The organism is Comamonas sp. JNW (assembly GCF_003105075.1).
In the GTDB taxonomy this organism is placed as follows: domain Bacteria; phylum Pseudomonadota; class Gammaproteobacteria; order Burkholderiales; family Burkholderiaceae_C; genus Comamonas; species Comamonas squillarum.
Genome location: NZ_QETI01000014.1, coordinates 109,493 through 133,766 on the forward strand (window position 1 = coordinate 109,493; position 24,274 = coordinate 133,766).

General features: G+C 63.7%; 24 protein-coding genes. 14 read left to right on the forward strand and 10 right to left on the reverse strand.

Features of this window, described 5'->3' with window-relative positions; translation table 11 throughout:
* Positions 1 to 215 precede the first annotated feature (215 nt).
* The 10 genes from DCO45_RS18500 to DCO45_RS18545 all read left to right on the forward strand — a co-directional run bounded on the left by DCO45_RS18500 (position 216) and on the right by DCO45_RS18545 (position 12,949).
* Positions 216 to 1,979: a GspE/PulE family protein gene (locus DCO45_RS18500; RefSeq protein ID WP_116927227.1), complete on the forward strand. Its 1,764-nt coding sequence runs from the start codon at positions 216 to 218 to the stop codon at positions 1,977 to 1,979.
* A 255-nt stretch (positions 1,980 to 2,234) separates the two neighbouring features.
* Positions 2,235 to 2,723 (forward strand): tripartite tricarboxylate transporter TctB family protein, encoded by a 489-nt coding sequence (locus DCO45_RS18505; protein WP_116927197.1) that lies wholly within the window; start codon positions 2,235 to 2,237, stop codon positions 2,721 to 2,723.
* Between the two features lie 14 nt (positions 2,724 to 2,737).
* Positions 2,738 to 4,252, forward strand: a complete 1,515-nt coding sequence (locus DCO45_RS18510) for a tripartite tricarboxylate transporter permease (RefSeq protein ID WP_116927198.1) — start codon at positions 2,738 to 2,740, stop codon at positions 4,250 to 4,252.
* Positions 4,253 to 4,424: 172 nt separating this feature from the next.
* Complete coding sequence (locus DCO45_RS18515; RefSeq protein WP_243419418.1) at positions 4,425 to 4,922, forward strand: sigma-70 family RNA polymerase sigma factor; 498 nt, start codon at positions 4,425 to 4,427, stop codon at positions 4,920 to 4,922.
* A gap of 60 nt (positions 4,923 to 4,982) precedes the next feature.
* Entirely contained in the window at positions 4,983 to 6,173 is a 1,191-nt protein-coding gene (locus tag DCO45_RS18520) for a FecR domain-containing protein (protein ID WP_116927200.1), read from the forward strand.
* 150 nt (positions 6,174 to 6,323) lie between these two features.
* Positions 6,324 to 8,738: a TonB-dependent siderophore receptor gene (locus DCO45_RS18525; RefSeq protein WP_116927201.1), complete on the forward strand. Its 2,415-nt coding sequence runs from the start codon at positions 6,324 to 6,326 to the stop codon at positions 8,736 to 8,738.
* Between the two features lie 277 nt (positions 8,739 to 9,015).
* Positions 9,016 to 9,666: a hypothetical protein gene (locus tag DCO45_RS18530; RefSeq protein ID WP_116927202.1), complete on the forward strand. Its 651-nt coding sequence runs from the start codon at positions 9,016 to 9,018 to the stop codon at positions 9,664 to 9,666.
* Positions 9,667 to 9,791: 125 nt separating this feature from the next.
* Positions 9,792 to 11,099: a DUF3422 domain-containing protein gene (locus DCO45_RS18535; RefSeq protein ID WP_116927203.1), complete on the forward strand. Its 1,308-nt coding sequence runs from the start codon at positions 9,792 to 9,794 to the stop codon at positions 11,097 to 11,099.
* Positions 11,100 to 11,176: 77 nt separating this feature from the next.
* A complete protein-coding gene (locus tag DCO45_RS18540; RefSeq protein WP_116927228.1) occupies positions 11,177 to 12,049 on the forward strand; it encodes a DMT family transporter in 873 nt (290 codons plus the stop codon).
* A gap of 72 nt (positions 12,050 to 12,121) precedes the next feature.
* Entirely contained in the window at positions 12,122 to 12,949 is an 828-nt protein-coding gene (locus DCO45_RS18545) for an SDR family oxidoreductase (RefSeq protein WP_116927204.1), read from the forward strand.
* 359 nt (positions 12,950 to 13,308) lie between these two features.
* Here the strand turns inward: DCO45_RS18545 and DCO45_RS18550 are convergent, their stop codons facing one another.
* Positions 13,309 to 14,172: a DUF2076 family protein gene (locus DCO45_RS18550; RefSeq protein ID WP_133248199.1), complete on the reverse strand. Its 864-nt coding sequence runs from the start codon at positions 14,170 to 14,172 to the stop codon at positions 13,309 to 13,311.
* 123 nt (positions 14,173 to 14,295) lie between these two features.
* Complete coding sequence (locus DCO45_RS18555; RefSeq protein ID WP_116927206.1) at positions 14,296 to 15,198, reverse strand: DMT family transporter; 903 nt, start codon at positions 15,196 to 15,198, stop codon at positions 14,296 to 14,298.
* A gap of 113 nt (positions 15,199 to 15,311) precedes the next feature.
* Between DCO45_RS18555 and DCO45_RS18560 the strand changes: the two genes are divergently transcribed.
* From DCO45_RS18560 to DCO45_RS18570, 3 genes are all read left to right on the forward strand, one after another.
* Entirely contained in the window at positions 15,312 to 16,292 is a 981-nt protein-coding gene (locus DCO45_RS18560) for a quinone oxidoreductase (RefSeq protein WP_116927207.1), read from the forward strand.
* Positions 16,293 to 16,393: 101 nt separating this feature from the next.
* Positions 16,394 to 17,245 (forward strand): NUDIX domain-containing protein, encoded by an 852-nt coding sequence (locus tag DCO45_RS18565; protein WP_116927208.1) that lies wholly within the window; start codon positions 16,394 to 16,396, stop codon positions 17,243 to 17,245.
* On the forward strand, positions 17,242 to 18,519 hold the full coding sequence (locus tag DCO45_RS18570) for an FAD-dependent oxidoreductase (RefSeq protein WP_116927209.1): 1,278 nt from the start codon (positions 17,242 to 17,244) through the stop codon (positions 18,517 to 18,519). The genes DCO45_RS18565 and DCO45_RS18570 overlap by 4 nt, the downstream gene beginning before the upstream one ends.
* Positions 18,520 to 18,522: 3 nt before the next feature.
* On the opposite strand, the gene DCO45_RS18575 is transcribed toward DCO45_RS18570, so the two are convergent.
* Both DCO45_RS18575 and DCO45_RS18580 read right to left on the reverse strand, forming a co-directional pair.
* Entirely contained in the window at positions 18,523 to 19,170 is a 648-nt protein-coding gene (locus DCO45_RS18575; RefSeq protein ID WP_116927210.1) for an aspartate/glutamate racemase family protein, read from the reverse strand.
* A 9-nt stretch (positions 19,171 to 19,179) separates the two neighbouring features.
* On the reverse strand, positions 19,180 to 20,607 hold the full coding sequence (locus DCO45_RS18580; RefSeq protein ID WP_116927211.1) for an MFS transporter: 1,428 nt from the start codon (positions 20,605 to 20,607) through the stop codon (positions 19,180 to 19,182).
* 26 nt (positions 20,608 to 20,633) lie between these two features.
* Between DCO45_RS18580 and DCO45_RS22770 the strand changes: the two genes are divergently transcribed.
* On the forward strand, positions 20,634 to 20,843 hold the full coding sequence (locus tag DCO45_RS22770) for a hypothetical protein (protein ID WP_133248200.1): 210 nt from the start codon (positions 20,634 to 20,636) through the stop codon (positions 20,841 to 20,843).
* Between the two features lie 178 nt (positions 20,844 to 21,021).
* Here DCO45_RS22770 and DCO45_RS22775 read toward each other — a convergent pair whose 3' ends face one another.
* The 6 genes from DCO45_RS22775 to DCO45_RS18605 form a co-directional block, all read right to left on the reverse strand.
* Complete coding sequence (locus DCO45_RS22775) at positions 21,022 to 21,258, reverse strand: hypothetical protein (protein WP_133248201.1); 237 nt, start codon at positions 21,256 to 21,258, stop codon at positions 21,022 to 21,024.
* 221 nt (positions 21,259 to 21,479) lie between these two features.
* Positions 21,480 to 21,911, reverse strand: coding sequence for a GNAT family N-acetyltransferase (locus DCO45_RS18585; RefSeq protein WP_116927212.1), 432 nt, complete (start codon positions 21,909 to 21,911; stop codon positions 21,480 to 21,482).
* Between the two features lie 150 nt (positions 21,912 to 22,061).
* The gene (locus DCO45_RS18590) at positions 22,062 to 22,766 is read right to left on the reverse strand and encodes an NYN domain-containing protein (RefSeq protein WP_116927213.1); all 705 of its coding nucleotides are present in this window, start codon (positions 22,764 to 22,766) and stop codon (positions 22,062 to 22,064) included.
* A 51-nt stretch (positions 22,767 to 22,817) separates the two neighbouring features.
* Complete coding sequence (locus tag DCO45_RS18595) at positions 22,818 to 23,075, reverse strand: hypothetical protein (RefSeq protein WP_133248202.1); 258 nt, start codon at positions 23,073 to 23,075, stop codon at positions 22,818 to 22,820.
* 128 nt (positions 23,076 to 23,203) lie between these two features.
* Positions 23,204 to 24,049, reverse strand: a complete 846-nt coding sequence (locus tag DCO45_RS18600) for a MurR/RpiR family transcriptional regulator (RefSeq protein WP_116927215.1) — start codon at positions 24,047 to 24,049, stop codon at positions 23,204 to 23,206.
* A gap of 50 nt (positions 24,050 to 24,099) precedes the next feature.
* Positions 24,100 to 24,274 (reverse strand): integrase core domain-containing protein (locus DCO45_RS18605; RefSeq protein WP_165841212.1); only part of this gene is annotated, 175 nt, incomplete at its 5' end.

A 24,274-nucleotide genomic window follows, 5' to 3' on the forward strand; every position in this document is an offset into this window, starting at 1 on the left:
ATACCGCCGTCAAAAGCCGCTCGTCCAGTGGTGCGGGGGGCAGTGGTTCGTCCGGTGCTGCGGCGCCGATCCGGCGCTCGGCGGTCTTTGTGCCTGGCAAGGTGGACGAGGGCCCTGCGCCGTCCCAATCCACGGGGCCGGCCTCGGTGCCGTCCACACCCAACGGGTCGGGCCCGGCCTCGGCGCCACCAGCGCGCAGCGGCCTGCCTGCGCTGATGCAGCGCGGGCTCGAGCTGACCCAGATCATCAACTGGCTGCAGGCCGATGGCTGGATCAGCTCCGAGCTGGCCCAGGCCACCATCAACCGCTGCAGCCACGCGGCCAGCAGCCAGCACCCGATCGTGCGCCTGGCCAGCGTGGTGGTGCCGCGCCAGCAGGACGGCAAGGCGCTCGATGTAGAACTGCTCACCGAGTTTGTCGCCAAGCACTGCGGCCTGCCTTATTACAAGATCGATCCGCTCAAGGTCGATGCCGCCAAGGTGGCTGAAACCATGGGCGCGCCCTATGCGCAGCGCCACGGCATCCTGCCAGTGCAGGTCACCGCCCACGAGGTGGTGATTGCGGTCAAGGAGCCCTGGATTGACGAGTGGGTCAGTGAGGTGGAGCGCCAGGCGCGGCGCAAGGTGCGCCGGGTGCTGGCCAACCCCAAGGACATCGACCGCTACCGCAGCGAATTCTTTGCGCTGGCCAAATCGGTCAAGGCCGCCAGCAAGCTGGGCGGCTCGCTGAGCTCACTGGGCAACTTCGAGCAGCTGGTCGATCTCAGCAACACCAACCAGCAGTTCGATGCCAATGACCAGGGCATCATCCGCCTGGTGGACTGGCTGTGGCAGTTCGCGTTTGCGCAGCGCGCCAGCGATATCCACCTGGAGCCGCGCCGCGACCAGTCGGTGATCCGTTTTCGCATTGACGGGGTGCTGCACAAGGTCTACCAGATGCCGCTGGGCGTGCACAACGCCATCGTCTCGCGCGTCAAGCTGCTCGGCCGCATCGACGTGGTGGAAAAGCGCCGCCCGCAGGATGGCCGCATCAAGACCCGCAACACCTTGGGCGACGAGGTGGAAATGCGTCTGTCCACCTTGCCCACCGCCTTTGGCGAGAAGATGGTGATGCGGATCTTTGACCCGGAAAACACCGTCAAGGACCTGTCGGCCCTGGGCTTTACCGCCCATGATGCGCAGCGCTGGGAGCAGCTGGTTGAGCGCCCCCACGGCATCATTTTGGTCACCGGCCCGACCGGCTCGGGCAAGACCACCACCTTGTATTCCACGTTGAAGCGCCTGGCCACCGAAGAGGTCAATGTCTCGACCGTGGAGGACCCGATCGAAATGATCGAGCCGGCATTCAACCAGACCCAGGTGCAGCCAGCGCTCGATTTCAGCTTTGTCGAAGGCCTGCGCGCGCTGATGCGCCAGGACCCGGACATCATCATGGTCGGCGAAATCCGCGATCTGGAAACCGCTGAAATGGCGGTGCAGTCTGCGCTGACCGGCCACCTGGTGTTCTCGACCCTGCACACCAACGATGCCCCCAGCGCCATCAGCCGCTTGATGGAGCTGGGCGTGCCGCCCTACCTGATCAATGCCACCTTGCTGGGCGTGCTGGCCCAGCGCCTGGTGCGCACGCTGTGCCCGCAGTGCAAGCAGCCTGACGAAGCAGCATCGACCGACGCACTGACCGCCGCCATCCAGCCCTGGAAAATCAAGCGCGACTACCGGCCCTACAAGCCGGTGGGCTGCGAAGAGTGCCGCGACACCGGCTTTCGCGGCCGCATGGGCCTGTACGAGCTGCTCACGGTCTCTGAAGCGCTCAAGGACCAGGTGCATGCCTCGCCGTCGATGTCGGTACTGCGCCGCCAGGCGGTGAAGGACGGCATGCACCCGCTGCGCCTGGCCGGCGCCCTGCGCGTGTCCGAGGGCCTGACCACCATCGAAGAGGTGATGGCCAACACCCCCCCCATCGAGATGGGCGACCGCTAAAAAACCGGCTGCATCGACCACCACCAGCGGACATGGTGGCGTTGCGCCGGCAGGGACTTACCCTTGTCACTGCACGCGCTTGGGCAGCTCTTCATACTGCGAAAACCCGCGCCCAGCTTGGGTTTCGGCGCTGTACGCACTGGTGTCACCCTAGGGGTTTTCCTGTGTGGAATCGTAAGTGGAATCCACATGCGTCAGCTGGCCGTCAGCGTTGACAATGCGCTGCATCCCTAAAATTGTTTGGAGACAAAGGTAATGAAGCTCAAAAGCCAGAAAGACTTCTGGGCGGGCATCATGTACATGGCAGTGGGTATTGGGTTCGCCGTCGGCGCCCAGAACTACTCGATTGGTACAGGTGCTCGCATGGGTCCGGGGTACTTCCCGTTGATTCTCGGCGTCCTGCTGACGCTGATCGGTGCGGCCGTGGCCTTCAAGGGCCTCACTGCCGGCCCCGCTGGCGGAGACCCGATCGGCAAATGGGCATGGCGACAAGTGTTCTTCATCTTGCTGGCCAACTTTGCCTTCGGCATCTTGCTGGTAGGCGTGCCCAGCATCGGCATCCCCGCGATGGGCCTGATCGTCGCCATCTACGCACTGGTCTTCATCGCCAGCATGGCTGGTTCCGAGTTCCGTGCCAAGTCGGTCTTCATTCTGGCCACCATCCTGGCCATTGGCAGTTACGTCGCTTTCGTGTGGGCACTGAACCTTCAGTTCCCCGTGTGGCCTAGCTTTATTACCGGTTAAAAGGGGCCAGGACCATGGAATTGTTTGACAACCTGGCCACCGGTTTCGGTGTTGCCTTTACCTTTCAAAACCTGATTTACTGCTTTGTCGGCTGTCTGTTGGGTACCCTGATTGGCGTGTTGCCTGGTATCGGCCCGGTGGCCACCATCGCGATGCTGCTGCCTGCCACCTACGCACTGCCTCCCGTGGCAGCGCTGATCATGCTGGCCGGTATTTACTACGGCGCCCAGTACGGCGGCTCCACAACGGCGATCTTGGTGAATCTCCCGGGAGAGTCATCGTCCGTCGTGACCGTGATTGATGGCTACCAGATGGCCCGCAAGGGACGCGCCGGTCCGGCACTGGCGGCAGCGGGCATTGGCTCGTTCTTCGCCGGCTGCGTGGGCACCGTGATTCTGGCTGCCTTCGCGCCTCCACTGACCGAAGTGGCCTTCATGTTCGGCCCTGCCGAGTACTTCTCGCTGATGACCCTGGGCCTGATTGGCGCCGTGGTGCTGGCTTCGGGCTCGCTGCTCAAGGCCGTGGGCATGATTGTGCTGGGTCTGCTGCTGGGCCTGGTGGGTACCGACGTGAACTCCGGCGTGGCCCGTTACTCCTTTGACATTCCTGAGCTGACCGATGGCATCGACTTCGTCGTGATCGCCATGGGTGTGTTCGGCTACGGTGAAATCATTGCCAACCTGTCCAAGCCTGACGATGAGCGCGAAGTGTTTGCTGCCAAGGTGACTGGCCTCATGCCCACCAAGGAAGACTTCAAGCTGATGTTCCCCGCGATGCTGCGCGGTACGGCGCTGGGCTCGGCCCTGGGTATCTTGCCCGGTGGCGGCGCGATGCTGTCGGCTTTTGCAGCCTACACGATCGAGAAGAAGACCAAGCTGCGTCCTGGTGAAGTTCCTTTCGGCCAAGGCAATATCCGTGGCGTGTGCGCTCCAGAATCGGCCAACAACGCCGGCTCGCAGACCTCGTTCATTCCACTGCTGACCCTGGGTATTCCACCCAACGCCGTGATGGCGCTGATGGTGGGTGCGATGACCATCCATAACATCCAGCCTGGTCCCCAGGTGATGACCAGCAACCCAGAACTGTTCTGGGGCCTGATTGCCTCGATGTGGATCGGTAACCTGATGCTGATCGTTCTGAACCTGCCGCTGATCGGCGTCTGGATCAAGCTGCTGACCGTGCCTTACCGCTGGTTGTTCCCCTCGATCGTGCTGTTCTGCGCTGTCGGTGTGTACGGCACCAACAACAACAGCTGGGACGTGTGGATGGTGGGTATCTTCGGTTTCGTCGGCTATGTGTTCCACAAGCTCGGTACCGAGCCGGCTCCCTTGCTGCTGGGCTTTATCCTGGGCCCGATGATGGAAGAAAACCTGCGCCGTGCGCTGCTGCTCTCGCGCGGTGACTGGTCGGTGTTCGTCACCCGCCCCATCTCTGCCGGTCTGCTGATTGCTGCTGCGATCTTGCTGGTGGTGGTCTGCTTGCCAGCGGTGAGCAAGAAGCGCGAAGAGGCCTTCGTCGAAGAAGAATGACCGCCCGCAGCGCTGCTGCAAGACTGACAAAGGCACCTTCGGGTGCCTTTTTCCATTTCAGCGGCCCAGGAATGCTGCAGCTTATCGGTGATAATGAGAGTTATTCCCATCTGAGAGGCGGAAGCCGGACCACTGATAGAGACCTTGGCTTTCCATGGGGCGATGCCCGTTCGTGCTTGAGCGCTATTACCGAGAACTGCTGAACTTCTGCCTGCGCAAGGTCAGAGACCGCGACACTGCGGCCGACCTGGCGCAGGAGAGCTATGCGCGTGTGCTGGGCATGCAGCGCGCCGGCAAGGTGATCGAGCAGCCGGCCGCCTTGCTCAAGCAGGTGGCGTTGAACGCCAAGATCGACCTGGACCGGCGCGCCCAGCTGCGCCAGCACGAGGACATCGATGCGCTGGACGAGGCCCTGCAGCCGGCCAGTCCCCAGCGCCTGCAGCCCGAGGCGGTCTATGCCTCGTCGCAAACCGTGCAGGCCTACCTGGCCACCATTGATGCGCTGCCGCCGCGCTGCCGCGAGGCTTTTTGCATGTACCTGTTCGACGAGCTGTCCAACCAGCAGATCGCCGAGCACATGGGTGTCTCGGTCAGCATGGTCAACCAGTACATCAGCCGTGGCAAGATCGCCTGCGCCGCCCGCAAACAGGAGCTGGACCTTGGTGACTGATCCAATCCGGCGGGGGGCCGACATGCAGTTTTTCTGCGCCCATGCGTCTATAACTTTGAGATGAGCCGTTTTTCCACCTCGCCCTCCCGTGCATGTGCCCCGCCTGTTGACGAGGCGGCGGAGCAGCGCGCGCTGCAGGCCTTCTTTGGCGAGCAGGACGCGGTGGATGTGCAGGCCGCGCAGTGGCACACCCGTCAGGAGCAGGGCCTGAGCGCGGGCGAGCAGGCGGCGCTGGCGCAATGGCTGCAGGCGAGCGCTGCGCATGCCCAGGCCTGGGCCCGGATCGATGCGGGCGTGGCCAGCTTGCGTGCGCTGCCCACAGCAGCGGTGGCCCAGTGGCGTGCCAGCCAAGCGGCGAGCCCGCCCGCAGCCGCTGCCGCAGCGCCAAGATCCGCATCCGCATCCGCATCCGCACCCGCACCCGCACCCGCATCCGCATCCGCATCCGCATCCGCCAAGCGAGCGCCGGTCCGCCCCCTCACATGGCTGCAGGCGCTGCTGCCCGGCCCGCGTGGCCTGGCCTTGTGCGCCGTGCTGCTGGTGGCGCTGGGCCTGGGCTGGCAGCAGTGGATGCAGCCGGTCTACAGCGCGCACTATGTCGTCCAGCGCGGCCAGCACCAAAGCCTGCAGCTGCCCGATGGCTCTACGTTGGAGCTCGATGCCGAGACCGAGGCGCAGGTGCGCCTCTACCGCGACCGGCGCGAAGTGCAGCTGGCTTATGGCCAGGCGATGTTCATCGTGGCGCCCGATGCCAGCAAGCCTTTTGAAGTGCAGGCCGGCCCGGCCCGCGTCAGCGTGGTGGGCACGCGCTTTGCGGTGCGCTACCGCCAAGACGGCGTCGACGCAGGTCAGGTGCGGGTCGAGGTGCAAGAGGGGCGGGTGCGCGTGGCCGCCGTGCAGAGCCCCGCCACCGCACTGCTGCTGGGCGCCGGCCAAACCACGCAGGTTGCAGGCGATGGTCTGCTGGCCCCCGTGGGCAGCGTAGCCCCCGACAGCGTGGGCCTGTGGCGCAAGGGCTTGCTGCGCTTTGACCACACCCCGCTGGCCCAGGCCTTGCAGGAGATGGAGCGCTACGGGCCCACCGGCCTCATGGTGCGCGACCCTGCTGTGGCGGCGCTGCCCCTGGGCGGCAGCTACGCGACGGCCAGGCCGGCCGAGTTGGCCCATATGCTGACCCTGGTGCTGCCGGTGCGCCTGGTGCCGGGCCCAGAGGGCCGCGCCGAAATCGTCGCGAAGTCCGAAAAAAAATAATTCAAAAAATGCAAAAAACGGGGTGCAGTTCTGCGCCTGCAGTGCGTCATAAAAGGTAATGAGATTTATTTACTGCATTGCCTGACCATGTCCAAACCCCGTTTGTCCCTCCGCTCTCCCTCCCGCTCCACTGGCGCATCGGTTGCCACCATGGCCCGCTTCCATCCTGCACCGTTGGCCCTGGCCGCCGCACTGGCGCTGGCGATGCCGCCCGCCGCGTATGCGCAATCTGCCACGCCCACCCACCAGGCGAGCAGCCTGTCGATTGCGGCCCAGCCGCTGGGCTCCGCACTGCAGGCGCTGTCCGCAGCCACGGGCGTGTCCATCGGCTTTGCGCCGGCGCTGGTCGAGGGCAAGACGGCGCTCGCCGTCTCCGGCACGCTCACGCCGCAGCAAGCGGCCGAGCGCCTCTTGGCCGGCAGCGGCCTGATGGCGCTGCGCCAGGGCGAGGCCCTGGTGATCAAGGCGACGCCCTCGGCTGGCGACACCAGCACCTTGCCCACGGTGACGGTGACCGCACAAGGCGAGCGCAATGCGACCAGCGAAGGCTCGGGCTCGCTGGCGGCCTTGGCCGTCAGCCTCAACAAGGGTGACCAGGCGCTCAAGGACATTCCGCAGTCCATCAGTGTGGTCACGCGCAAGCAGCTCGACGAGCAAGGCATCACCGACTTGCGCGATGCGATGAACAAGGTCACCGGCACCATGGGCGTGCAAGGGGTGGGCCAGGGCATGGTGCTGTCCGCGCGTGGCTTCCAGATCGATGCCTGGCAGTACGACGGTGTGGCGATTCCGCGCAACCACTACTCGCTGGGCAACTGGGGCACCGAAGGCATGGTCTTCTATGACCGGCTGGAAGTGCTGCGCGGTGCCTCGGGCCTGCTGCAGGGCACGGGCAGCCCGGGCGGCGCCGTCAACCTGGTGCGCAAGCGCGGCCAGCGCGAGAAGACCGTCACCGTCACCGCCCGCGCCGGCTCCTGGGACCGCTATGGCCTGCAGCTCGACGCCGGTGGCCCACTCAATGACGAGGGCAGCTTGCGCGGCCGCCTGGTGGTGGACGAGTCACGCGGCCACTCCTTTGTCGACTATGTGAATGAGCGCACACGCTCGCTCTACGCCGCATTGGATTACGACATCAGCCCCGACACCACGGTAGGCTTTGGCGTCAGCCAGCTCGATAGCAAGGGCCGCCCCTTCATCATGGGCCTGCCGCTGTATGCCGATGGCAGCATGACCGACCTGCCGCGCTCGACCTTCACCGGCTCTGACTGGAACCGCTCGAACGTCAAGCAAACGACGGTCTATGCCGACCTGAGCCACCGCATCAACAACGACTGGAAGCTCAAGGTCTCGGCCCTGCATGTGAGCGAGCAGAACGCCTCCTTGCACCAGCGCATGACCGGCAAGGTCGAGCCCGATGGCAGTGGCGTGACCTATGACAACTGGTACACCGACTTCGACCTGAAAAAAGTGGCCTTCGATGCCTTCATCAACGGCCGCTTTGACCTCGCTGGTTTCCGCAACGATGTGACCGTAGGTGCCAACTATTCCAAGTACCGCTCCAACGATGTCTATGCCCGCACCTTCACGGCGGGCGCGAATCTCTTTGACATCGGCCACCACCGCCCCGAGCCCACCCTGGACAGCCTGCTGGCCGCCGGTGGCCGGCAATGGAAGTCGGCCTACGATGTGCGGCAAAAAGGCATCTATGGCAGCTTGCGAACGCGGCTGACCGAGCCGCTCACCGCGATTGTGGGCGCTCGCACCAGCTGGTATGACTCGCTCTACACCAATGCGGTCACGGGTGAACGCCAGGTCACCACCACGTCTGCAGAGATCACCCCCTATGCCGGCCTGGTGTATGCACTCACCCCCGAATGGTCGCTGTACGGCAGCTACACCAGCGTGTTCGAGCCCCAGTCCGAGCGCACGGTCGATGGCAAGGTGCTCGACCCGATCACCGGCACCAACTATGAACTGGGCATCAAGGGCGAGCTGATGAACGGCAAGCTCAACACCTCGCTGGCCCTGTTCCGCTACGACCACAAGAACCGGGCGGTCAACGACCTGGCCTCCGGCTTTGCCTGCGACGGCTGGTACTGCTCGACCTCGGCCGGCAAGGTGCGCAGCCAGGGCGTGGAGGCCGAAGTGAGCGGCGAAGTGGCGCGCGACCTGCAGGCCATGGTGGGCTACACCTTCAACACCAGCAAGTTCCTGAATGACCCGACCAACCAGGGCCAGGTCTTCAGCACCTGGACGCCCAAGCACATGCTGCGCGCCTGGCTGTCCTACCAGCTGCCGGGCGATTGGAACCGGCTGAGTGTGGGCACTGGCGTCGTGGCGCAAAGCCATACCTTGAGCTATGACCGCTCCTTCAAGGTTGCGGGCAACACCATCACCAGCCTGCGCCTGGCCTACCAGGCCACGCCTGAGGTCAGCGTCGCCCTCAACGTGAACAACCTGTTTGACAAGCACTACATCCTGCCCGGCTTTGTCGGCTACACCGGCGGCACCTATGGCGATCCGCGCAATGCCATGTTGACCCTGAAGTACACGCCCAAGCTGTGATCGGTCGCTGAACTGCCCAGCTGCAGTGGCAAAGCCTGGCCTTGGTCCAAAAAACGGCAGGGTTCAGGTTTTGCACCACGCAAACTGCGTTAGGCTGCGCGTTGCAATCCGCAAGCGGGTGGGCGGGCCATGCAGGGAACCACCCACTACAGCTTGCACCGGGGCCTGCAACCAGTGCCCCAGGCGATTGCCAACCAGAGCCAGCCATTGCCGGCCCATGCCCCGCGCATGCGGCAGGGAACCCGCCAGCCAGCCATTCAGCCCAAGAGGAGGAGCCATGTCCAAGAACAACCAACCATCCACCCTGTGTCGCCCGCTGCTTGCGGCGGCCCTGGCCGTTTCGGCCAGCTTCGGTGCCGCGCTGCCAGCGCATGCCGATTACCTGTGGCTGCAGACCGAGAACGGCCAGACGCGCGCCCAGGTGGGCGAGCTGCACAAGGCGCCAGGGGCGCTTGGCGAACTGAGCGAGCCGCGCCAGGTGGTGGCAGAAGGCAAGAGCGTGCCCGCATCGGCCGATCCCTATGTGCTGACCCAGCAAGAGGGCGCCCCGGCCGACCAGCGCTTTGCCGCGACGCGCGCGGGCAGCGATGGCGTGCTGACCTACTACCAGGCCCGCTTTGGCCGCCAGGAAACCAAGGCCGTCAATGACCTGGAGCTGGTGCCCACCACGCCCCAGGGCAACACCTACCAGCTGATGTTCAAGGGCCGGCCCGTAGCGGCCAGCCAGGTGAATGTGGACACCAGCGAAGGCTGGCGCCGTGTGCTGGCCCCCGCCAAGGATGGCACGGTGAGCTTTACGCCGTCCTTCCCCGGCCTCTACGTGCTGGAGGTCACAGCCCGCGTCAACAACGGTAGCGTCAAGATCGATGGCAAGCAGTACGACGAGGTGCGCCACACGGCGACCCTGAGCTTTGAGGTGCCGCAGTAACGCGCTAATCCCCCGCAGGGGCGGGCACACCGCTTTTATCGGGCGCCTGCACAAGTATTGGCTTGGCACGACAATTGCAGCAGTTCGACGGCTTGCCGTCTGGTGTTTGCCGCTTTTTGTCTTTCATGAAAAACCTGCCTCTGCTGCAGCAGCACGACCTGCGCCGTGCGCTGCACAACGAAGTCCATTCCCGCCCCCCTGAAGCCCTGCCCGATAACACCGCCGTGTTCTGCACGGTGATGTGGGCCGATGCCGCCGAGCGCGCGGCCAGCCGCCAGTGGCTGCACCAGCTGCTGCGCGATCTGCAGCTGCCCGTGCCCGATGCCGAGGCCAACCACCTGCGCCTGGACCTGGGCAATGGCCGCCTGCGCTGGGAGCTGCACACCGAATTTGTCTCCTGGACCTGGATGGTGCCCATCCGCCCCGAAGCGCTGGACGAGGCCGAGCTGCCGTCTGCCAGCGACCTGGTGCCCGCCCAGTGGCTCGCCGGTTTGCCCGGCCGCTGCCTGCTGGCGATGAATGCCTGGGTGCTGCCCGCGTCCCCCGCGCTGGAGAAAAAGGTCGAGCAACGCTGGCTGTACGAGGACAAGCTGGTCGCCTCCAAGGCCTCCGAGCAGAAGGCGCAGGTCTATACCGATTTTTCCATCCACTCGGATGGCGCATCGCGCCTCTTTGTGCTGAACCAGGGCCTGTCGGCCGCGCGCAATGGGCGCCTGGTGCAGCGCCTGCTGGAGATCGAGACCTACCGCATGGCCGCCTTGCTGGGCCTGCCTGCGGCGCGTGAGACCATGGAAAAGCTCGCCAGCACCGAGACTGAGCTGGCCGAGCTGTCCGCTGCCATCCGCAGCGCGGGCGCGGCCAGCGAGCCGCAGCTGCTCGACCAGCTCACGCGCCTGGCCGCGCAGGTCGAGAGCCAGTATGCCGCCCACCATTCTCGCTTTTCGGCCAGCAGCGCCTACTTTGCATTGGTGCAGCAGCGTGTGGGTGATATCCAGGAGACGCGCCTGGGCAGCTACCAGAGCATCGGCGACTTTATGGACCGGCGCCTGACCCCCGCACGCAACACCTGTGTGTCGGCCCACCAGCGGCTCGAAGCGCTGTCCCAGCGCGTATCGCGCCTGAGCAACCTGCTGCAGACGCGGGTCGATATCAGCCAAAAGCAGGGCCGCCAGGCGGTGCTCAAGGCGATGAACGAGCGCCAGGGCCTGCAGCTCAAGATGCAGTCCACGGTCGAGGGCCTGTCGGTCGCGGCCATCACCTACTACATCACCGGCCTCATCAGCTACCTGGCCAAGGGCCTGCAGAAATGGGGGTGGCCTCTGTCGCCAGAAACGACGGCGGCGCTGGCCATCCCGGTGATAGGCTTGGGCGTCTGGTGGTCGATTCGCCGCATGCACCACCGATTGTTCCATGGGTCGGCGCACCAGCACTGACTGGTTCTTGGAGAGTTATCTTGTCTGTTTCTGTTGCACCGGCTGCGGTGCTCACGCCCAGTGTGCGCCGCGCCGGCATGGTCTGCGCCGTGGTGGGCGCCATCGCGTTCAGCGGCAAGGCCATCATCGTCAAGCTGGCCTACCGCCATGGGGTCGACGCGATCACCTTGATCATGTACCGCATGCTGTTTGCGCTGCCGCTGTTTGTCATCATGGCCTGGTGGGCCGGGCGGGGCAAACCGGCGCTGTCGCTGCGCGACTGGCTCGCCGTCATCGCGCTGGGCTTTTGCGGCTACTACCTCTCCAGCTACTTGGATTTTGCCGGGCTGAGCTATATCAGCGCGGGGCTGGAGCGGCTGATCCTCTACCTCAACCCCACCTTGGTGCTGGCGCTGGGCTGGCTGCTCTACCGCAGGGTGGCCAGCGGCCACCAGCTGCTGGGCCTGGCCATCAGCTATGCCGGCGTGATGCTGGTGTTTGGCATGGAGCTGTACACCCATGGCGCCGGCCAGCAGGTGGGCTGGGGTGCTAGCTTGGTGTTCCTGAGCGCCGTGAGCTATGCCGTCTACCTGGTCTACAGCGCCCAGTATGTCAAACGCCTGGGCGCGCTGCGCCTGGTGGGTCTGGCCACCAGCTTTGCCTGCCTGTTCTGCATTGCGCAGTTCTTGCTGACGCGGCCTCTGCAGGCCGCGCAGGTGGATGGGGCCGTCATCTGGCTGTCCGTCCTCAACGCCACCTTGTGCACTGCCGTGCCGGTTTTGCTGGTGATGCTGGCCGTTGAGCGCCTGGGCGCCGCCACCGTCGCGCAAACCGGCATGATCGGCCCGCTCTCGACGATCCTGATGGGCGTGTGGCTGCTGGGCGAGCCGCTGACGCCGGTGATGGTGGCCGGCACGGCCTTGGTGCTGACCGGCATCTATGTGTTCACCCACCAGGCCAAAAGACAATAAAGGGCATGTCCAGGCGCCCGAGCGCGACTGCCATTTGTGACATAGCATCGATACCCACAAGGAGATTTGAATATGGATTTTGGAATTGCCAACAAATGGGCACTCGTCTGTGCGGCCAGCAAGGGTCTGGGCCGTGGTTGCGCGCAGGCGCTGGTCAATGAGGGCGTCAATGTCGTCATCAACGCGCGCGGCGAAGAAGCGCTGAAGGACACCGCCCGCCAGCTCAAGGTGATGGCCGCGATGTGGGCCGCAGCCGCACCCGGCCGCGTGGCACCCCAGGTGATCGCCGTGGCAGCCGACATCACCACCGAAGCCGGTCGTGCTGCGGTGCTGAATGCCGAAGGCGGCCCGGGCCAGCGCTTTGACATTCTGGTGAACAATGCCGGCGGCCCGCCACCCGGTGATTTCCGCGACTGGGACCGTGAGGCCTGGATCAAGGCGCTGGACGCCAACATGCTCACCCCCATTGTGCTGATCCAGACCTTGATCGACGGCATGGCCGAGCGCGGTTTTGGCCGCATCGTCAACATCACCTCCAGCTCCGTCAAGGCCCCCATCGATATCCTGGGCCTGTCCAACGGCGCGCGCAGCGGCCTGACCGGCTTTGTCGCAGGCGTTGCACGCAGCCCCATTGCCGGCAAGGGCGTGACCATCAACAACATCCTGCCGGGCAAGTTCGACACCGACCGCATTGCCGCCACGATCTCGGCCACCGCCAGCAAGACCGGCAAGAGCGAAGCCGACATCCGCGAGGCGCAGCAAAAGCAGATTCCTGCCGGCCGCTACGGCACCGCCGATGAGTTTGGCGCGATCTGCGCGTTTCTGTGCAGCCAGCAGGCGGCCTATATCACCGGCCAGAACATCCTGCCCGACGGCGGCTCCTACGCCGGTACGTTCTAAGAACCTGTTCAAAGTCTCTACGCAGCCGCGTTGGAGTGCAATCGGGATGAGTTCGAAGGGCTGGTCCGCAGCTTGCACCGGGGTGCAAGCAAGGGCCAGCGCGAAGAAATCGCCCGATTTCACTCCAACCCGTAGGGACAGTGGCTTTGCGGCCGCCCGGGCAGGGGCGGTCTGCGGCGTTGCAGCGCTTGCCAATAGCTGGCTATTGGCTGCGCACTGCGCCTAGCATCCCATCCCGCAAAGACACTGTCGCGGCGCGAGGAGACATTGAACAGGTTCTAAGCGCCCGCACCCACCAAGCAAAACCGCCCGAGCAGCTGCCCGGGCGGTTTTTTGATGTCTAACGTTCTGGCCGGCGATCAGGCCTGGTCATCGTCAAAGAAATCAAAGCCATCGTCCCCGCCGTCATAGTCCGCCACGTCCTGGCTGTTGCTATCACTGCTGCCGCTGCTGCTGTCCGTATCCGGCATCCAGCGGTTGGCCGCCGCGTCCACATGGTCGCGCCCGGCTTGCTGGGCGAGCTGGTCCAGGCCACCGTTGTCGCCGCTGCCGCTGCCGCTGGTGTTGGCCGTGCTGGCGCTGTCTGCAGCCGGGCTGCTGCTGGCCGCATGGCTGGGGTTGGCCGCCGCCTGCGCGGGGTTGCTCCAAAGGTGGCTCAGACCATTGAACAGCAACATGCCACCCGCCACACCGGCGGCAGAGGCAGCGGCCTGGCCCAGAAAGCCGCCCGCTGCCGACCCCGCCGAGGGCTGCGCAGGCATGGGGGCGGGCGCTGCCGGGGTGGCTGCTGCCGGGGCCGCGCCAAACCAGCGCCCCGTGCTGGCCGGGGCTGGCGTATCGCCATAGCCTGCGGGCGCAGCGCTGTTGGGCGGATAGCTGGGGGCATAGCCAGCGGGGCTGCGGCTGGCCAGGTTGGCATCCGGGCTGCGGCCAAAATGCGTGTCCAGCCCGGCACCTAAGAAGCTGGAACTGCCGCCAGACGGTTTAGCGGCAGCAGCCCGGGCCTCGACCAGTTGCGCCTGCAACTGCGCCTCTTGCTGCTGAGCCTGTTGCAGCGCCTGCTCCAGCAGCAGGCCGCGCTGGGTCAGCCAATAGAGCGCATCGGGGGTTTGCTGGGCCTGCTGGCGTACCCAGGCTTCTGCCTGGCCGTCCTTGGGCTGGCCATCCAACTGGCGCAGTTGCTGGAAGAGGTTCTCAATCAGGGTCTGTTCTTGCGCGTTCATCTCGGCATCCTCGCAGGTGGTGGTGTCACCGCATATGGGATGCACTGTGCGCTTGCGCAAGGGCGCCAGTGTGAAGCGCGCGTTCTATCCGTAGCAGGTTGTAAACGCCTGGGCCGGCCCGCATCAGGCCCGGCGCGACGAAATCACAATCCCGGCGACCACCAGCACAAAGGCCGCCGCATGGTAGAGGCGGGGCGGCTCGCCCAAAAAGGCGGCCGACAGCACGGCAGCAAACAGCGGCGTGAGGTTGGTAAAAAAGCCCGCCACCGTGGGGCCCACGCGCTGCACGCCCACGCCCCAGCAGCGGTAGGCGACCAGGGCCGGGCCAATGACGATATAGGCAATGGCCCAGAGCAGGGTGCTGTTGATCTGCAGCTGGCTGGCGCCCACGGCCCATTCGCCAGCAGCAAACAGCCCGGACCAGAGCAGGCCAAAGGTCAGCTGGGCCATCAGCAGCAGCGCCCACTGGCTTTTGATGCCGGCCGGATCGGGGGTACGCACCAGCAGCCAGCTGTAGAGCGACCAGCAGGCGGTGGACAGCAGCATGAACAGATCGCCCGGCACCAGGCGCAGTTGGGTCAGCTGCTGCCAGCTGCCATGGCTGAGCACCAGCAGCACGCCGCTGACCGAGAACAGCGCGCCCAGCATCTGCGGCCGCGTGATGCGGGTCTGGAAGAACAGCGCGCCAAAGGCCATCATCCACAGCGGCATGCTGGATGCCACCAGGGTCACATTGATGGGCCCCGAGGTCTTGAGCGCCATGTACTGGAAGGCGTTGTAGCAGCCAATGCCCAGCAGGCCGATGATGGACCAGCGCTTCCACTGCGGCCACAGCGGGCTGCCCCGGCGCAGCAGTGGGTAGGCCAGCGGCAGCATGATCGCAAAGGCCAGCAGCCAGCGCACAAAGTTCAGCAGCATGGGGGAGACCAGCTCGTGCACCAGCCGGCCCACGACGGCATTGCCCGCCCACATCAGCGGGGCGGCGGTCAGCAGCGCCATGGTCGACGGTGTCAGTTTTTGTTGCATCGCGTGACTGTACATCCCCGTGACAGCAGCCGGTGTGAAAGCGTGGCAGCATGGTGACTGACGGCACCAAGCACCTACCCAGAACCTATCTCAGTTCACACAGGAGAATTCCCATGTCTTTGGCAGTACAGATTGCGCGCAATGGCGGACCCGAGGAGATGAAACTGGTCGACGTGGATGTCGGCGCCCCTGGCCCCGGCGAAGTGCGCATACGCCACCATGCCATCGGGCTCAATTTCATCGACGTCTACCAGCGCACGGGCCTCTACACCCTGCCGCTGCCTTTGAACCTGGGCATGGAAGGCGCCGGTGTCGTCGAGGCCGTGGGCGAAGGCGTGCAGCACCTGCAGGTGGGCGACCGCGTGGCCTATGCCAGCAACCCACCGGGCAGCTACAGCGAAGTGCGGGTGATGCCCGCCGCCTATGTCTGCCAACTGCCCGACAGCATTGATTTTGAAACCGGCGCGGCGATGATGCTCAAGGGCCTGACGGCCCAGTACCTGCTGCGCCAGGCCAAGCCGGTTGAAGGCCTGCATGCGGGCGACTTTGTGCTCTTCCACGCTGCGGCAGGCGGCGTGGGGCTGATCGCCTGCCAATGGGCCAAGGCGCTGGGCCTGCGCCTGATTGCGACCGCTGGCTCCGCAGAGAAATGCCAGCTGGCGCTGGCCCATGGCGCCGAGGTCGCGATCAACTACCGCACGGAAAACTTTGCCGAACGCGTCAAGGACATCACCGGCGGCAAGGGTGTCAAGGTCGTCTATGACTCGGTCGGCAAGGACACCTGGGATGGCTCGCTGCAATGCCTGCGCGCCTTTGGCCTGATGGTGTCGTTTGGCAATGCCTCCGGCCCGGTTCCGCCATTTGCGCCGGCCATCCTGGCGGCCAAGAGCCTGTATGTCACGCGCCAGGGCCTCTTTACCCACCTGCGCTCGCGCGAGGCCTGCCAGGCCATGGCCAATGACCTGTTCGCCGTCGTGGCCTCGGGCCAGGTCAAGATCCATATCGCGCAGCGTTTTGCGCTGTCCGAGGTGCAGGCCGCGCACCGCGCGCTGGAGGCACGCCAAACCACGGGCAGCAGCATCCTGCTTCCCTGATGGTCCCGTAGCCGATGTCCGCATCGGGTTTTGGGCGGGGGCTGGCAGCCCCCAGGCGCAGATGGACTAACATCCATCTGCTTTTATTTTGATAGTGCACCATGACCCGTGTTTCTCCCCCGCTGTTCGCGCCCGAGCCGCCCACCTGGCTGGCTGCTGCGCGCAGGGCCATGCAGTCGCCGCCGCGCAAGCCCCGGCTGCCGCTCTGGGTCAACGGCCAGGCGGTCGGCTCCCTGGTCGAGCATTTTCTGATCGACACCGGCATTGCCGGGCGCCTGGGCGGTGATGCACTGCTGTCCAAGCGCGAGCGCTCGGGCACGGCGGTGTGGCTGCTTGAATCACCCACGCAGGACGCGACGGCGCTGATGGGCCGCCTGGCCGATGCGCTGCGCGATGCGGGCCGCAGCGGCCCCTGGCGCAACGAGCAGCTGGCCGTGCAGGCAGTTGATGGCAGCCGTATCGGCACCGTTGAGCGCGGCGCCGTGCGCGTGCTGGGCATTGCCACCTTGGCCGTGCACCTGGTGGGCATCGCGCCTGATGGGCGCCTGTGGGTGCAGCAGCGCGCGGCCAACAAGGCCAACTACCCGCTGCACTGGGACACCTTGATGGGCGGCATGGTCTCGGCCCAGGACAGTTTGGATGAAGCCCTGGCGCGCGAAACCTGGGAAGAGGCCGGCCTGCAGATTACTGACTTGCAGGGCCTGCGCCATGGCGGCGTGCTGCGTTTTCGCCAGCCCGACAGCGATGGCGGCGACGACCTGGGCTATATGTACGAAGACATTCACTGGTATGCCGCCACCGTGCCCGAAGGCCAGGTGCCCCGCAACCAGGATGGCGAAGTGGCGCAGTTTGCGCTGTGGCAGGCCGCTGAGGTCCAGCAGCAGCTGGCCCAGGCACGGTTCACGCCCGAGGCCGCCTTGGTCTGGGCCGGTTTTGCAGATTGGATGACATGACAGAGACAGTGAACAAGCAGGGCGCCCCGGTGCAGGCACCCAAGCAGGTGGTGGTGGTGGGCGCCGGTGTGGTGGGCGTAGCTACCGCCCTGGCGCTGCAAAGCTATGGCGTGGCCGTCACCTTGATCGACCGGGGCGAGCCCGGCATGGAATGCAGCTATGGCAACTCCGGCGCGATCAGCCCCGGCTCGGTCGCGCCGCTGGCCCTGCCTGGCATCTTGAAAACCGTGCCCGGCATGCTGATGGACCAGGACGGCCCGCTGTCGATTGGCTGGAAGCACCTGCCCAAGGCGGCGTCCTGGCTGGTGGCCTTTGCGCAATCGGCCGAGCCCAAGCGTGTGGCTGCGGCGGCAGAGCGCCTCAACGACCTGTACCAGGGCGCCGTCGATGCGCATGCGGCGCTGGCGCAGAACCTGGGCGTGTCCGAGCTGTTCATGCGGCGCGGCCATCTGCACCTCTACCCCGATGCCGATTACGCGCAAAAGGATGCCACCGGCTGGCAGCTGCGCGCCAAGTATGGCTACCAGGTCGAGGAGCTGGACCGCGCCGGCATCGAGGCGCTCGAGCCCCATGCACCCCAGGGCTATGCCCATGGCCGTTATCTCGCCGACCACGGCACCATCCTGAACCCGCTGCGCTATGTGCAAAGCATGCTGCATGCCTTTGTGCAGCGCGGCGGCAAGCTGGTGCAGGCGGAGGCCAAGGCCATCCGCCCCGATGACAAGGGCTGGGCCGTGCGCACGGGCGATGCCGCGCTCGATGCGCAGCGCTGGCCGCATATCGTCGTGGCTGCTGGCGCCTGGGCGCCTGCATTGCTCAAGCCGCTGGGCATGCTGCTGCCGATCGAATCGCAACGCGGCTACCACGCCCAGTTTGCCGGTGCCCAGCACCTGGTGGAACGCACCGTGGTGCTGGCCGACAAAAAGGTATTTATCGCGCCGATGGAAGGCGGGCTGCGCGTGGGCGGCACGGTCGAGATCGCTGGGCTGAAGGCCCCGCCCAACCCGCGCCGCACAGCGGGCATCGTGCGCATGGCGCGCGAGGCCTTCCCGGCGCTGGCAGGCCTGGAGGCCCAGCACTGGATGGGCCACCGCCCCTGCCTGCCGGGCTCCGTGCCCATCGTGGGGCATATCGATGCGATCCAGGGCCTGTGGCTGGCTGTGGGCCATGGCCACTTGGGCCTGACCGGCTCGCTGCCGACGGCCCAGCGCATAGCGACCGGCATGTGCGGGCCACAGGCGCTGCCGTTTTGGCAGTTGCGCACTGCCGGATAAATCTCAACCCATCAGCTGGGCCAGCCTGCGCACCGCCGCCGGTATCGGCGCAATCACCGGCAGATCCAGGCGCTCGGCCAGCGCAATGGCGGCCTGGCCCAGCGGGCCGCCGCCAATGATCACGGCCTGCGCGCCATCCTCGTCCACACAGCGTTGCACGGCTTGGGCCAGTGCGGCTTCCAGCGCCTGCGCATCACCACTCAAGGCGCGCGGGTCGCCCTCGGTCAGGCGGATGCCGGTGTAGAGGTGTGCCAAACCCACGGCAGCCACGCGCCCGGCAATCGGCTCCACCAAATCCGGCGTCACAGTGGCCACACCAAAGCGCCGCCCGCCGCTGGCCGCCTCCAGCATCGAGGCCTCGGCAATGCCGACGACGGGCACGGCGCTCAAGGCGCGCAGCCGCTCCAGCCCTGGGTCGCCAAAGGCGCTGATGATGACACCGGCGCAATCGCTGGGCGCCTCGCGCCAGCAGTCTTCTACCTCCAGCGCGGCTTGCGCCAGCTCGGTCGCGTTGACGATCATCAACGGGCCCTTGCCGGCGGTGCGCGGCAGAATCTGCCACGGCGCGGGCGCCGAGCGCTGGGCAATGTCGGCCATCATCGCAGTGGTGGCCTCGGAGGCATTGGGGTTGATCAGCAGGATTTTGGACATGCAGCAAAACTAGGATTGGGCCGTGGCAGGCGTGCCAGCCAGCGGCTCGGCATCGGGGGAGCGTCCATAGGTCTCGGGCACGCATTGCACGCTGATGATGAAAATCAGGTACATCGCAGCGGCCAGGCCAAACACGCCGCCCAGGCCAAAGCCATCAAACAGACGGCCGGCCACCAGCGGCATCAGCGCGCCCGCTGCCGTGCCGGTGGCCAGGATGAAGGCGGTGCCAAAGGCACGCACACGGGTGGGGTAGAGTTCGGGCGCATAGATCCAGATGGTGGTGTTGAGCAGCAGCACAAAGAACTGGAAGGTGGCCCCTGCAATCAGCAGCACCACAATGCTCTTGGCGGCAAAGCCAATCGTGAGCGCCGCCAGGCAGGCGCAGATGGCGCCGGCCGTCAGCACCCGCTTGCGCGGAAAGTGAAAGCCCAGCGCCGACGCCGCAATCGCTCCCAGCAGGCTGCCGCTTTGCATCACCATCGTGAACAGCAGGCTCTTGGACATGCTGTAGCCCAGGCCCACCAGAATCGTCGGCATCAAGGTCAGCACCGAAATCTGCGCGCCATAGGTCATCCAGATGGTGATGCACAGCGGCACCGTGCGGCGGCCGAGCGCGCCCCGGAAAATCTCGGTGATGCGCACCTTGATTTTGGCCGCCGTGGTGCTGGCGCCGTCATCGCTGATATAGGGATGCGCGGCTTGCGCGGCGCCCGCCAGCTTGCCCGATGCCAGGCGCGTCAGCACCGCATTGGTCTCGGCAATACGGCCTTGCGACAGCAGAAAGCGCGGTGTCTCGGGGATGTAGCGGCGGTAGAACGCCGCCAGCAGCGCCGGCACCATCAGGCAGACAAACAGCCAGCGCCAGCCGTTGTCGCCAGGGAAGATCCAGAACACCAAGAGGCCAAAGGCCGGCGCCAGAAAATTGCCCAGCCCGCCCGCGCCCACATTGACCAGGCCGACTGCCGTGCCCCGGAACTTGGACGAGCAGAACTCCGACAGCATGGTCACCGCAATCGCAATCTCGCCCCCCAGGCCAAAGCCCACCACCGCGCGGCCCAGCGCCATCACCGCAAGATTGGGCGCCATCGCGCAGATGCCCGCACCAATCGTGAACAGCAGCAGGTCCACCGTCAGCATCACGCGGCGGCCATAGCGGTCTGCGATATAGCCCGAGACAATGCGGCCAATCGCCGCGCAGGCAAAGGTCACCGAGTTGAGCATGCCGATGTCCGACGCCGTCAGCCCCCATTGCTCCTTGAGCATGGGCCCGATGATGCCGACTGCGTTCTGCTCGAAGCTGTCAAACAGGCAGCCAATTAGGATCAAAAAGATGATCGTGTGGTGCGAGCGGGTCACCCCTATCTTGTCCAGGGCCTGGTCGAGTTCGGCCACCTTCGGAGAGTCGGGTGCAGAGGTAAGTGCAGGTCCACCAGCCATTGAAAGCTCCTTGAGAAGAGTCGTACTTGCTCGAATCGGATCGCTGCGCCAGTGTTGGGCAGTTCATCGAAGTTTGGTATAGGTATTTCACTAATATGGTGCATATGAAATTGAAATTTCATGCACCAGCCAGACAAAGCAAGCAACGTGCCATCTATCTCGGTATCGGGGAACAGGGCGGTGGTGGTGGTTTTCTCAAAGCAAGGGTGCAGCTAGCTGCTGCGCCGGCGGCGTAGGGAGCCACGAAGAGAGAGGCTGCGATCCATGAGGTGAGGGCTGGTTGCGTCAGGGTGCAATCACCGTAGCCCCAGAGTTGTAGCGACTGGCCTGCTGAGTGACAGTGTTCGTGCGAACGGTTTGAAGGGGCTTTTGACTGTCTCTGAACGACCTACAGTAGTCATGCGTTCTGACTAGCTAAATGCTATCTTTTTTTAAAGCAAGGATGCTCTTTCCCTTCTCTGGATTTTCGGGCGAAAAACACTGCTGCGAGCCATCCTGAGAATCAATGAACAACCTTCCACAAGATCCACATTGCCACATCGTGCGGGCTGGCGTCTGGACTATTTTTCTTGCGTGCATGTATGCATCGTCTTTGCTTAATTTGCCGCTGAAAATTGAATCAATGATTGCACTATCGAGAGTGTCAAACACATCGAGCCAGCCTTGATCAGGCGTTATGTGTGCTTTGTTGGGTAAGCAGTCCGTACCATCAACAATGAACGAACCACAGAGGCATCGAATTTTCAAAGTAGAGCCTTGCGCTAGTGTTAGCGGAGTATTTTTTTCTGAATGTTAGATCGCAGTCGGCAGACTGTAAATTGCCGATGTGCTAACGTCGCAGACCGACGCTCAGCAGATATTGAATACGCCGCTCAGTTTTTTGAATTATATATATTTGGAGAGTATCGTTCCATATATGTATCTGGATATAGCGGGGATGTAAATCCATATTCCTTATATAAGCCATGGGCGTTGCTGGTGGCTAAAGTGAAACGCCGTAGCCCCTGAAGTAGAGGATGAGATAAAACAGCTCTCATTAGAGCTTTACTATAGCCGTTCCCCCGGCATTCAGGAATAACGAAAACATCAACAAGATTGGCAAATGTCGCGCTATCCGTGATGACGCGACAAAATGCTACTTGTCGATTTTCTATATAGCCCCCAAAGCATAGAGAGTTGTCAATTGCTTTGCGCAATAATTTCAGTGGGATATTCTTGGCCCACGGAGTTTCAGTGGAAAGAAAGCTGTGAATCAAAAGGATATCCAGCTCTTTCTTGTCGGTTGAAATGCGTAAATCTTTCATGATTGAATACCTCGTCAGCGCATGTCATATTGGTTGTCAGCTTCTGGCTGGAGGACTAGACCACCACCGCAAGAAAATTAGCTGCAGACTTGCTTATTCATTTGCTCTTGCATTGTGGGCTTCTTGCCGATTGTGGCGTCGTAAATCTAACTACTTTAGCCGAAGCTCAACGTGCACAAATTCGGTTGAGTCTGGAGCATCTCTGACTTCAAGGTAAGACTGCGTGCGAACCAAGTCGCTAAGCTTTTTAAAGCCGTAGTTACGTGGATCGAACGAGGTATGCGTCTTTCCTAATAGGCTACCCACGGTTGCTAGTCGGGACCATCCGCTATCGCGTGTGGTTTCTCGAATTGCGTGAACAAGTAGCTCCTTCAGGTCAGGGACGTCGGCGACTTTTGCATGGGCTGTTGGTTCTGCGGTAGCCTTTAAAACCTCGAAAAAAATGAACTTGTCGCACGCGGCAATGAACGGCTCCGGAGTTTTTCGCTCACCCATGCCATAAACAACCTTACCTGCTTCGCGCAAGCGAGTTGCAAGTCTTGTGAAGTCACTATCACTTGAGACAAGGCAAAAGCCATCTACGTTTCCCGCGTACAGCAGGTCCATCGCGTCGATGATGAATGCGGAATCGGTTGAGTTCTTGCCTTGGGTATAAGAAAACTGCTGAATAGGTTGAATCGCGTGTTTGTGAAGATGTGCCTTCCATCCAACAAGATTTTGCGTCGTCCAATCACCGAAGGCGCGCTTAACTGTCGCGATGCCGTACTTGGTAACTTCCTCTAGTACTTCCCTCGCCACAGAACTTGAGGCGTTGTCAGCATCAATTAGAACCGCGAGTCTTGCCGTATCGGTCATCTCAGAACACCTTCATATAGAAAAATAAAAACCAGAGTTAGCTATTGGCCGTTACCAGTACCTATCGTACTTGGCAGTCCATCCATCGTAGATCGTGTAGGTTATTGGAAAAATCTGCTCTTCGAGCACGCCCAGATGTCGAGCTAGACGGGCCTCTGTTTCCTGTCCTTCGCGTTTCATGTTCAGGTTGAATTTCACTGTCTCATCGCCACAGAACACAGCAAACGCAAAACCGCCGGCCATGTAACCCGGAAAAATGAGACCTGAAGGCATGCGTGTTTCCGCGCCAACATAGGGTCCGCGAACCATACCCGCCTCCGCGGTGGCCAGGTAAGGTCACCTTGTTTCTGGCATCCAGCTGCAAAACTGTGTTGTTGGTCGCAAACAGTACGACGCCCTAGCGGCTGCTGCACAAAACAGGAGCGTCCTGCAAGCCATCAAAACTCCTGGTGCTGCTCATGCTGCTGCTCAATGGCCGCCAGGCGCTTGCGGCCCGGCGCGCCGGCTGCCTCCAGCACCATGGTAGCCAGCAGGTCGCAGACGGCCATCACGGCCACATGGTTGTCCAAAAGGCCTGGGCCATGGCAGTCGCACTGGATGGACCAGGTGGCAGCAGCATAGTGGGGGGAGGCCTGGTCGCTGACCAGCAGCACAGCAGCGCCGGCCTTGCTGGCGCTGGCCAGCAGTGCGGCCATCTGGCGGGTCTGGCGGCGCATGCCAAAGATGATGACGCAGTCGTTTTTGTTGAGGCTGGCGGTGTACTCGGCCAGCGTTTCGCCGGGGCCGGGCAGGCTGATGACCTGGGGCACCACCTGGATGATCTGCCAGCGCAGGTACTGCGCAAACGCGTGGCTGCTGCGGCTGCCAAAGATAAGCACCTGGCGCGCGGCGATGATGGCCTGCACGATCTCGCTCAGCTGCGGCTCGCTCAGCTGGTCCAGGGTGTTCGTCAGGTTGGCGAGCGAGCGCTCGCGGTGCGTGGCCAGCATCTGCCCGCGCTGGAACGCCTCGGCCGCCGACTGGAACAGCGGCGAGCCGCTTTGCTTGTCCTCGCGCACCTGGCGGCGCGCTTCTTCGTAGTTCTCATAGCCCAGGCGCCGGATAAAGCGGCTTACCGTCGAGGGCGACACCTTTGCCAGCTGGGCCAGCTCATTGCCGGCATAGCTGGCCAGCTCACCGGGGAACTCCAGCACAAAGTCGGCCAATTGCCGCTCGGTGGCCGGCAGTGCCTGCAGGTGCTGGCGCACCCGCTGCAAAAAGGATTCGGTCGCTGGTGGTCGCATGGCGTGGCTGCGGGCCGGGAGGCCTGCGGCTAAAGGGGGATGAGGGGATTCTAGGTGTGAACTGTCAAGAGGTTGTTTGCAGATTTGAGCCTGGCCATCGGGGTAATTCGACCAATGCCGCTGTGAGGCCTGTGCCAGTTGTAGTAATGCTGCCAGCGATGTAAGGCTTGTGTTCGCTCAGCTGAATTCTGGTATGTCCAACCATAGGCCCACTCGCGCAGCGCC

Excerpts from the sequence above, each read along its gene's own strand:
- DCO45_RS18560 (WP_116927207.1), top strand. The coding sequence starts at position 15,312 with ATGTCTTTGGCAGTACAGATTGCGCGCAATGGCGGACCCGAGGAGATG.
- DCO45_RS18585 (WP_116927212.1), bottom strand. The coding sequence starts at position 21,911 with ATGAAAGATTTACGCATTTCAACCGACAAGAAAGAGCTGGATATCCTT.
- DCO45_RS18535 (WP_116927203.1), top strand. The coding sequence starts at position 9,792 with ATGAAAAACCTGCCTCTGCTGCAGCAGCACGACCTGCGCCGTGCGCTG.
- DCO45_RS18530 (WP_116927202.1), top strand. The coding sequence starts at position 9,016 with ATGTCCAAGAACAACCAACCATCCACCCTGTGTCGCCCGCTGCTTGCG.
- DCO45_RS18565 (WP_116927208.1), top strand. The coding sequence starts at position 16,394 with ATGACCCGTGTTTCTCCCCCGCTGTTCGCGCCCGAGCCGCCCACCTGG.
- DCO45_RS18510 (WP_116927198.1), top strand. The coding sequence starts at position 2,738 with ATGGAATTGTTTGACAACCTGGCCACCGGTTTCGGTGTTGCCTTTACC.
- DCO45_RS18555 (WP_116927206.1), bottom strand. The coding sequence starts at position 15,198 with ATGCAACAAAAACTGACACCGTCGACCATGGCGCTGCTGACCGCCGCC.
- DCO45_RS18595 (WP_133248202.1), bottom strand. The coding sequence starts at position 23,075 with ATGGTTCGCGGACCCTATGTTGGCGCGGAAACACGCATGCCTTCAGGT.
- DCO45_RS18505 (WP_116927197.1), top strand. The coding sequence starts at position 2,235 with ATGAAGCTCAAAAGCCAGAAAGACTTCTGGGCGGGCATCATGTACATG.
- DCO45_RS18580 (WP_116927211.1), bottom strand. The coding sequence starts at position 20,607 with ATGGCTGGTGGACCTGCACTTACCTCTGCACCCGACTCTCCGAAGGTG.
- DCO45_RS18575 (WP_116927210.1), bottom strand. The coding sequence starts at position 19,170 with ATGTCCAAAATCCTGCTGATCAACCCCAATGCCTCCGAGGCCACCACT.
- DCO45_RS18525 (WP_116927201.1), top strand. The coding sequence starts at position 6,324 with ATGGCCCGCTTCCATCCTGCACCGTTGGCCCTGGCCGCCGCACTGGCG.
- DCO45_RS18545 (WP_116927204.1), top strand. The coding sequence starts at position 12,122 with ATGGATTTTGGAATTGCCAACAAATGGGCACTCGTCTGTGCGGCCAGC.
- DCO45_RS18570 (WP_116927209.1), top strand. The coding sequence starts at position 17,242 with ATGACAGAGACAGTGAACAAGCAGGGCGCCCCGGTGCAGGCACCCAAG.
- DCO45_RS18590 (WP_116927213.1), bottom strand. The coding sequence starts at position 22,766 with ATGACCGATACGGCAAGACTCGCGGTTCTAATTGATGCTGACAACGCC.
- DCO45_RS18600 (WP_116927215.1), bottom strand. The coding sequence starts at position 24,049 with ATGCGACCACCAGCGACCGAATCCTTTTTGCAGCGGGTGCGCCAGCAC.
- DCO45_RS18540 (WP_116927228.1), top strand. The coding sequence starts at position 11,177 with ATGGTCTGCGCCGTGGTGGGCGCCATCGCGTTCAGCGGCAAGGCCATC.
- DCO45_RS18500 (WP_116927227.1), top strand. The coding sequence starts at position 216 with ATGCAGCGCGGGCTCGAGCTGACCCAGATCATCAACTGGCTGCAGGCC.
- DCO45_RS18520 (WP_116927200.1), top strand. The coding sequence starts at position 4,983 with ATGAGCCGTTTTTCCACCTCGCCCTCCCGTGCATGTGCCCCGCCTGTT.
- DCO45_RS18550 (WP_133248199.1), bottom strand. The coding sequence starts at position 14,172 with ATGAACGCGCAAGAACAGACCCTGATTGAGAACCTCTTCCAGCAACTG.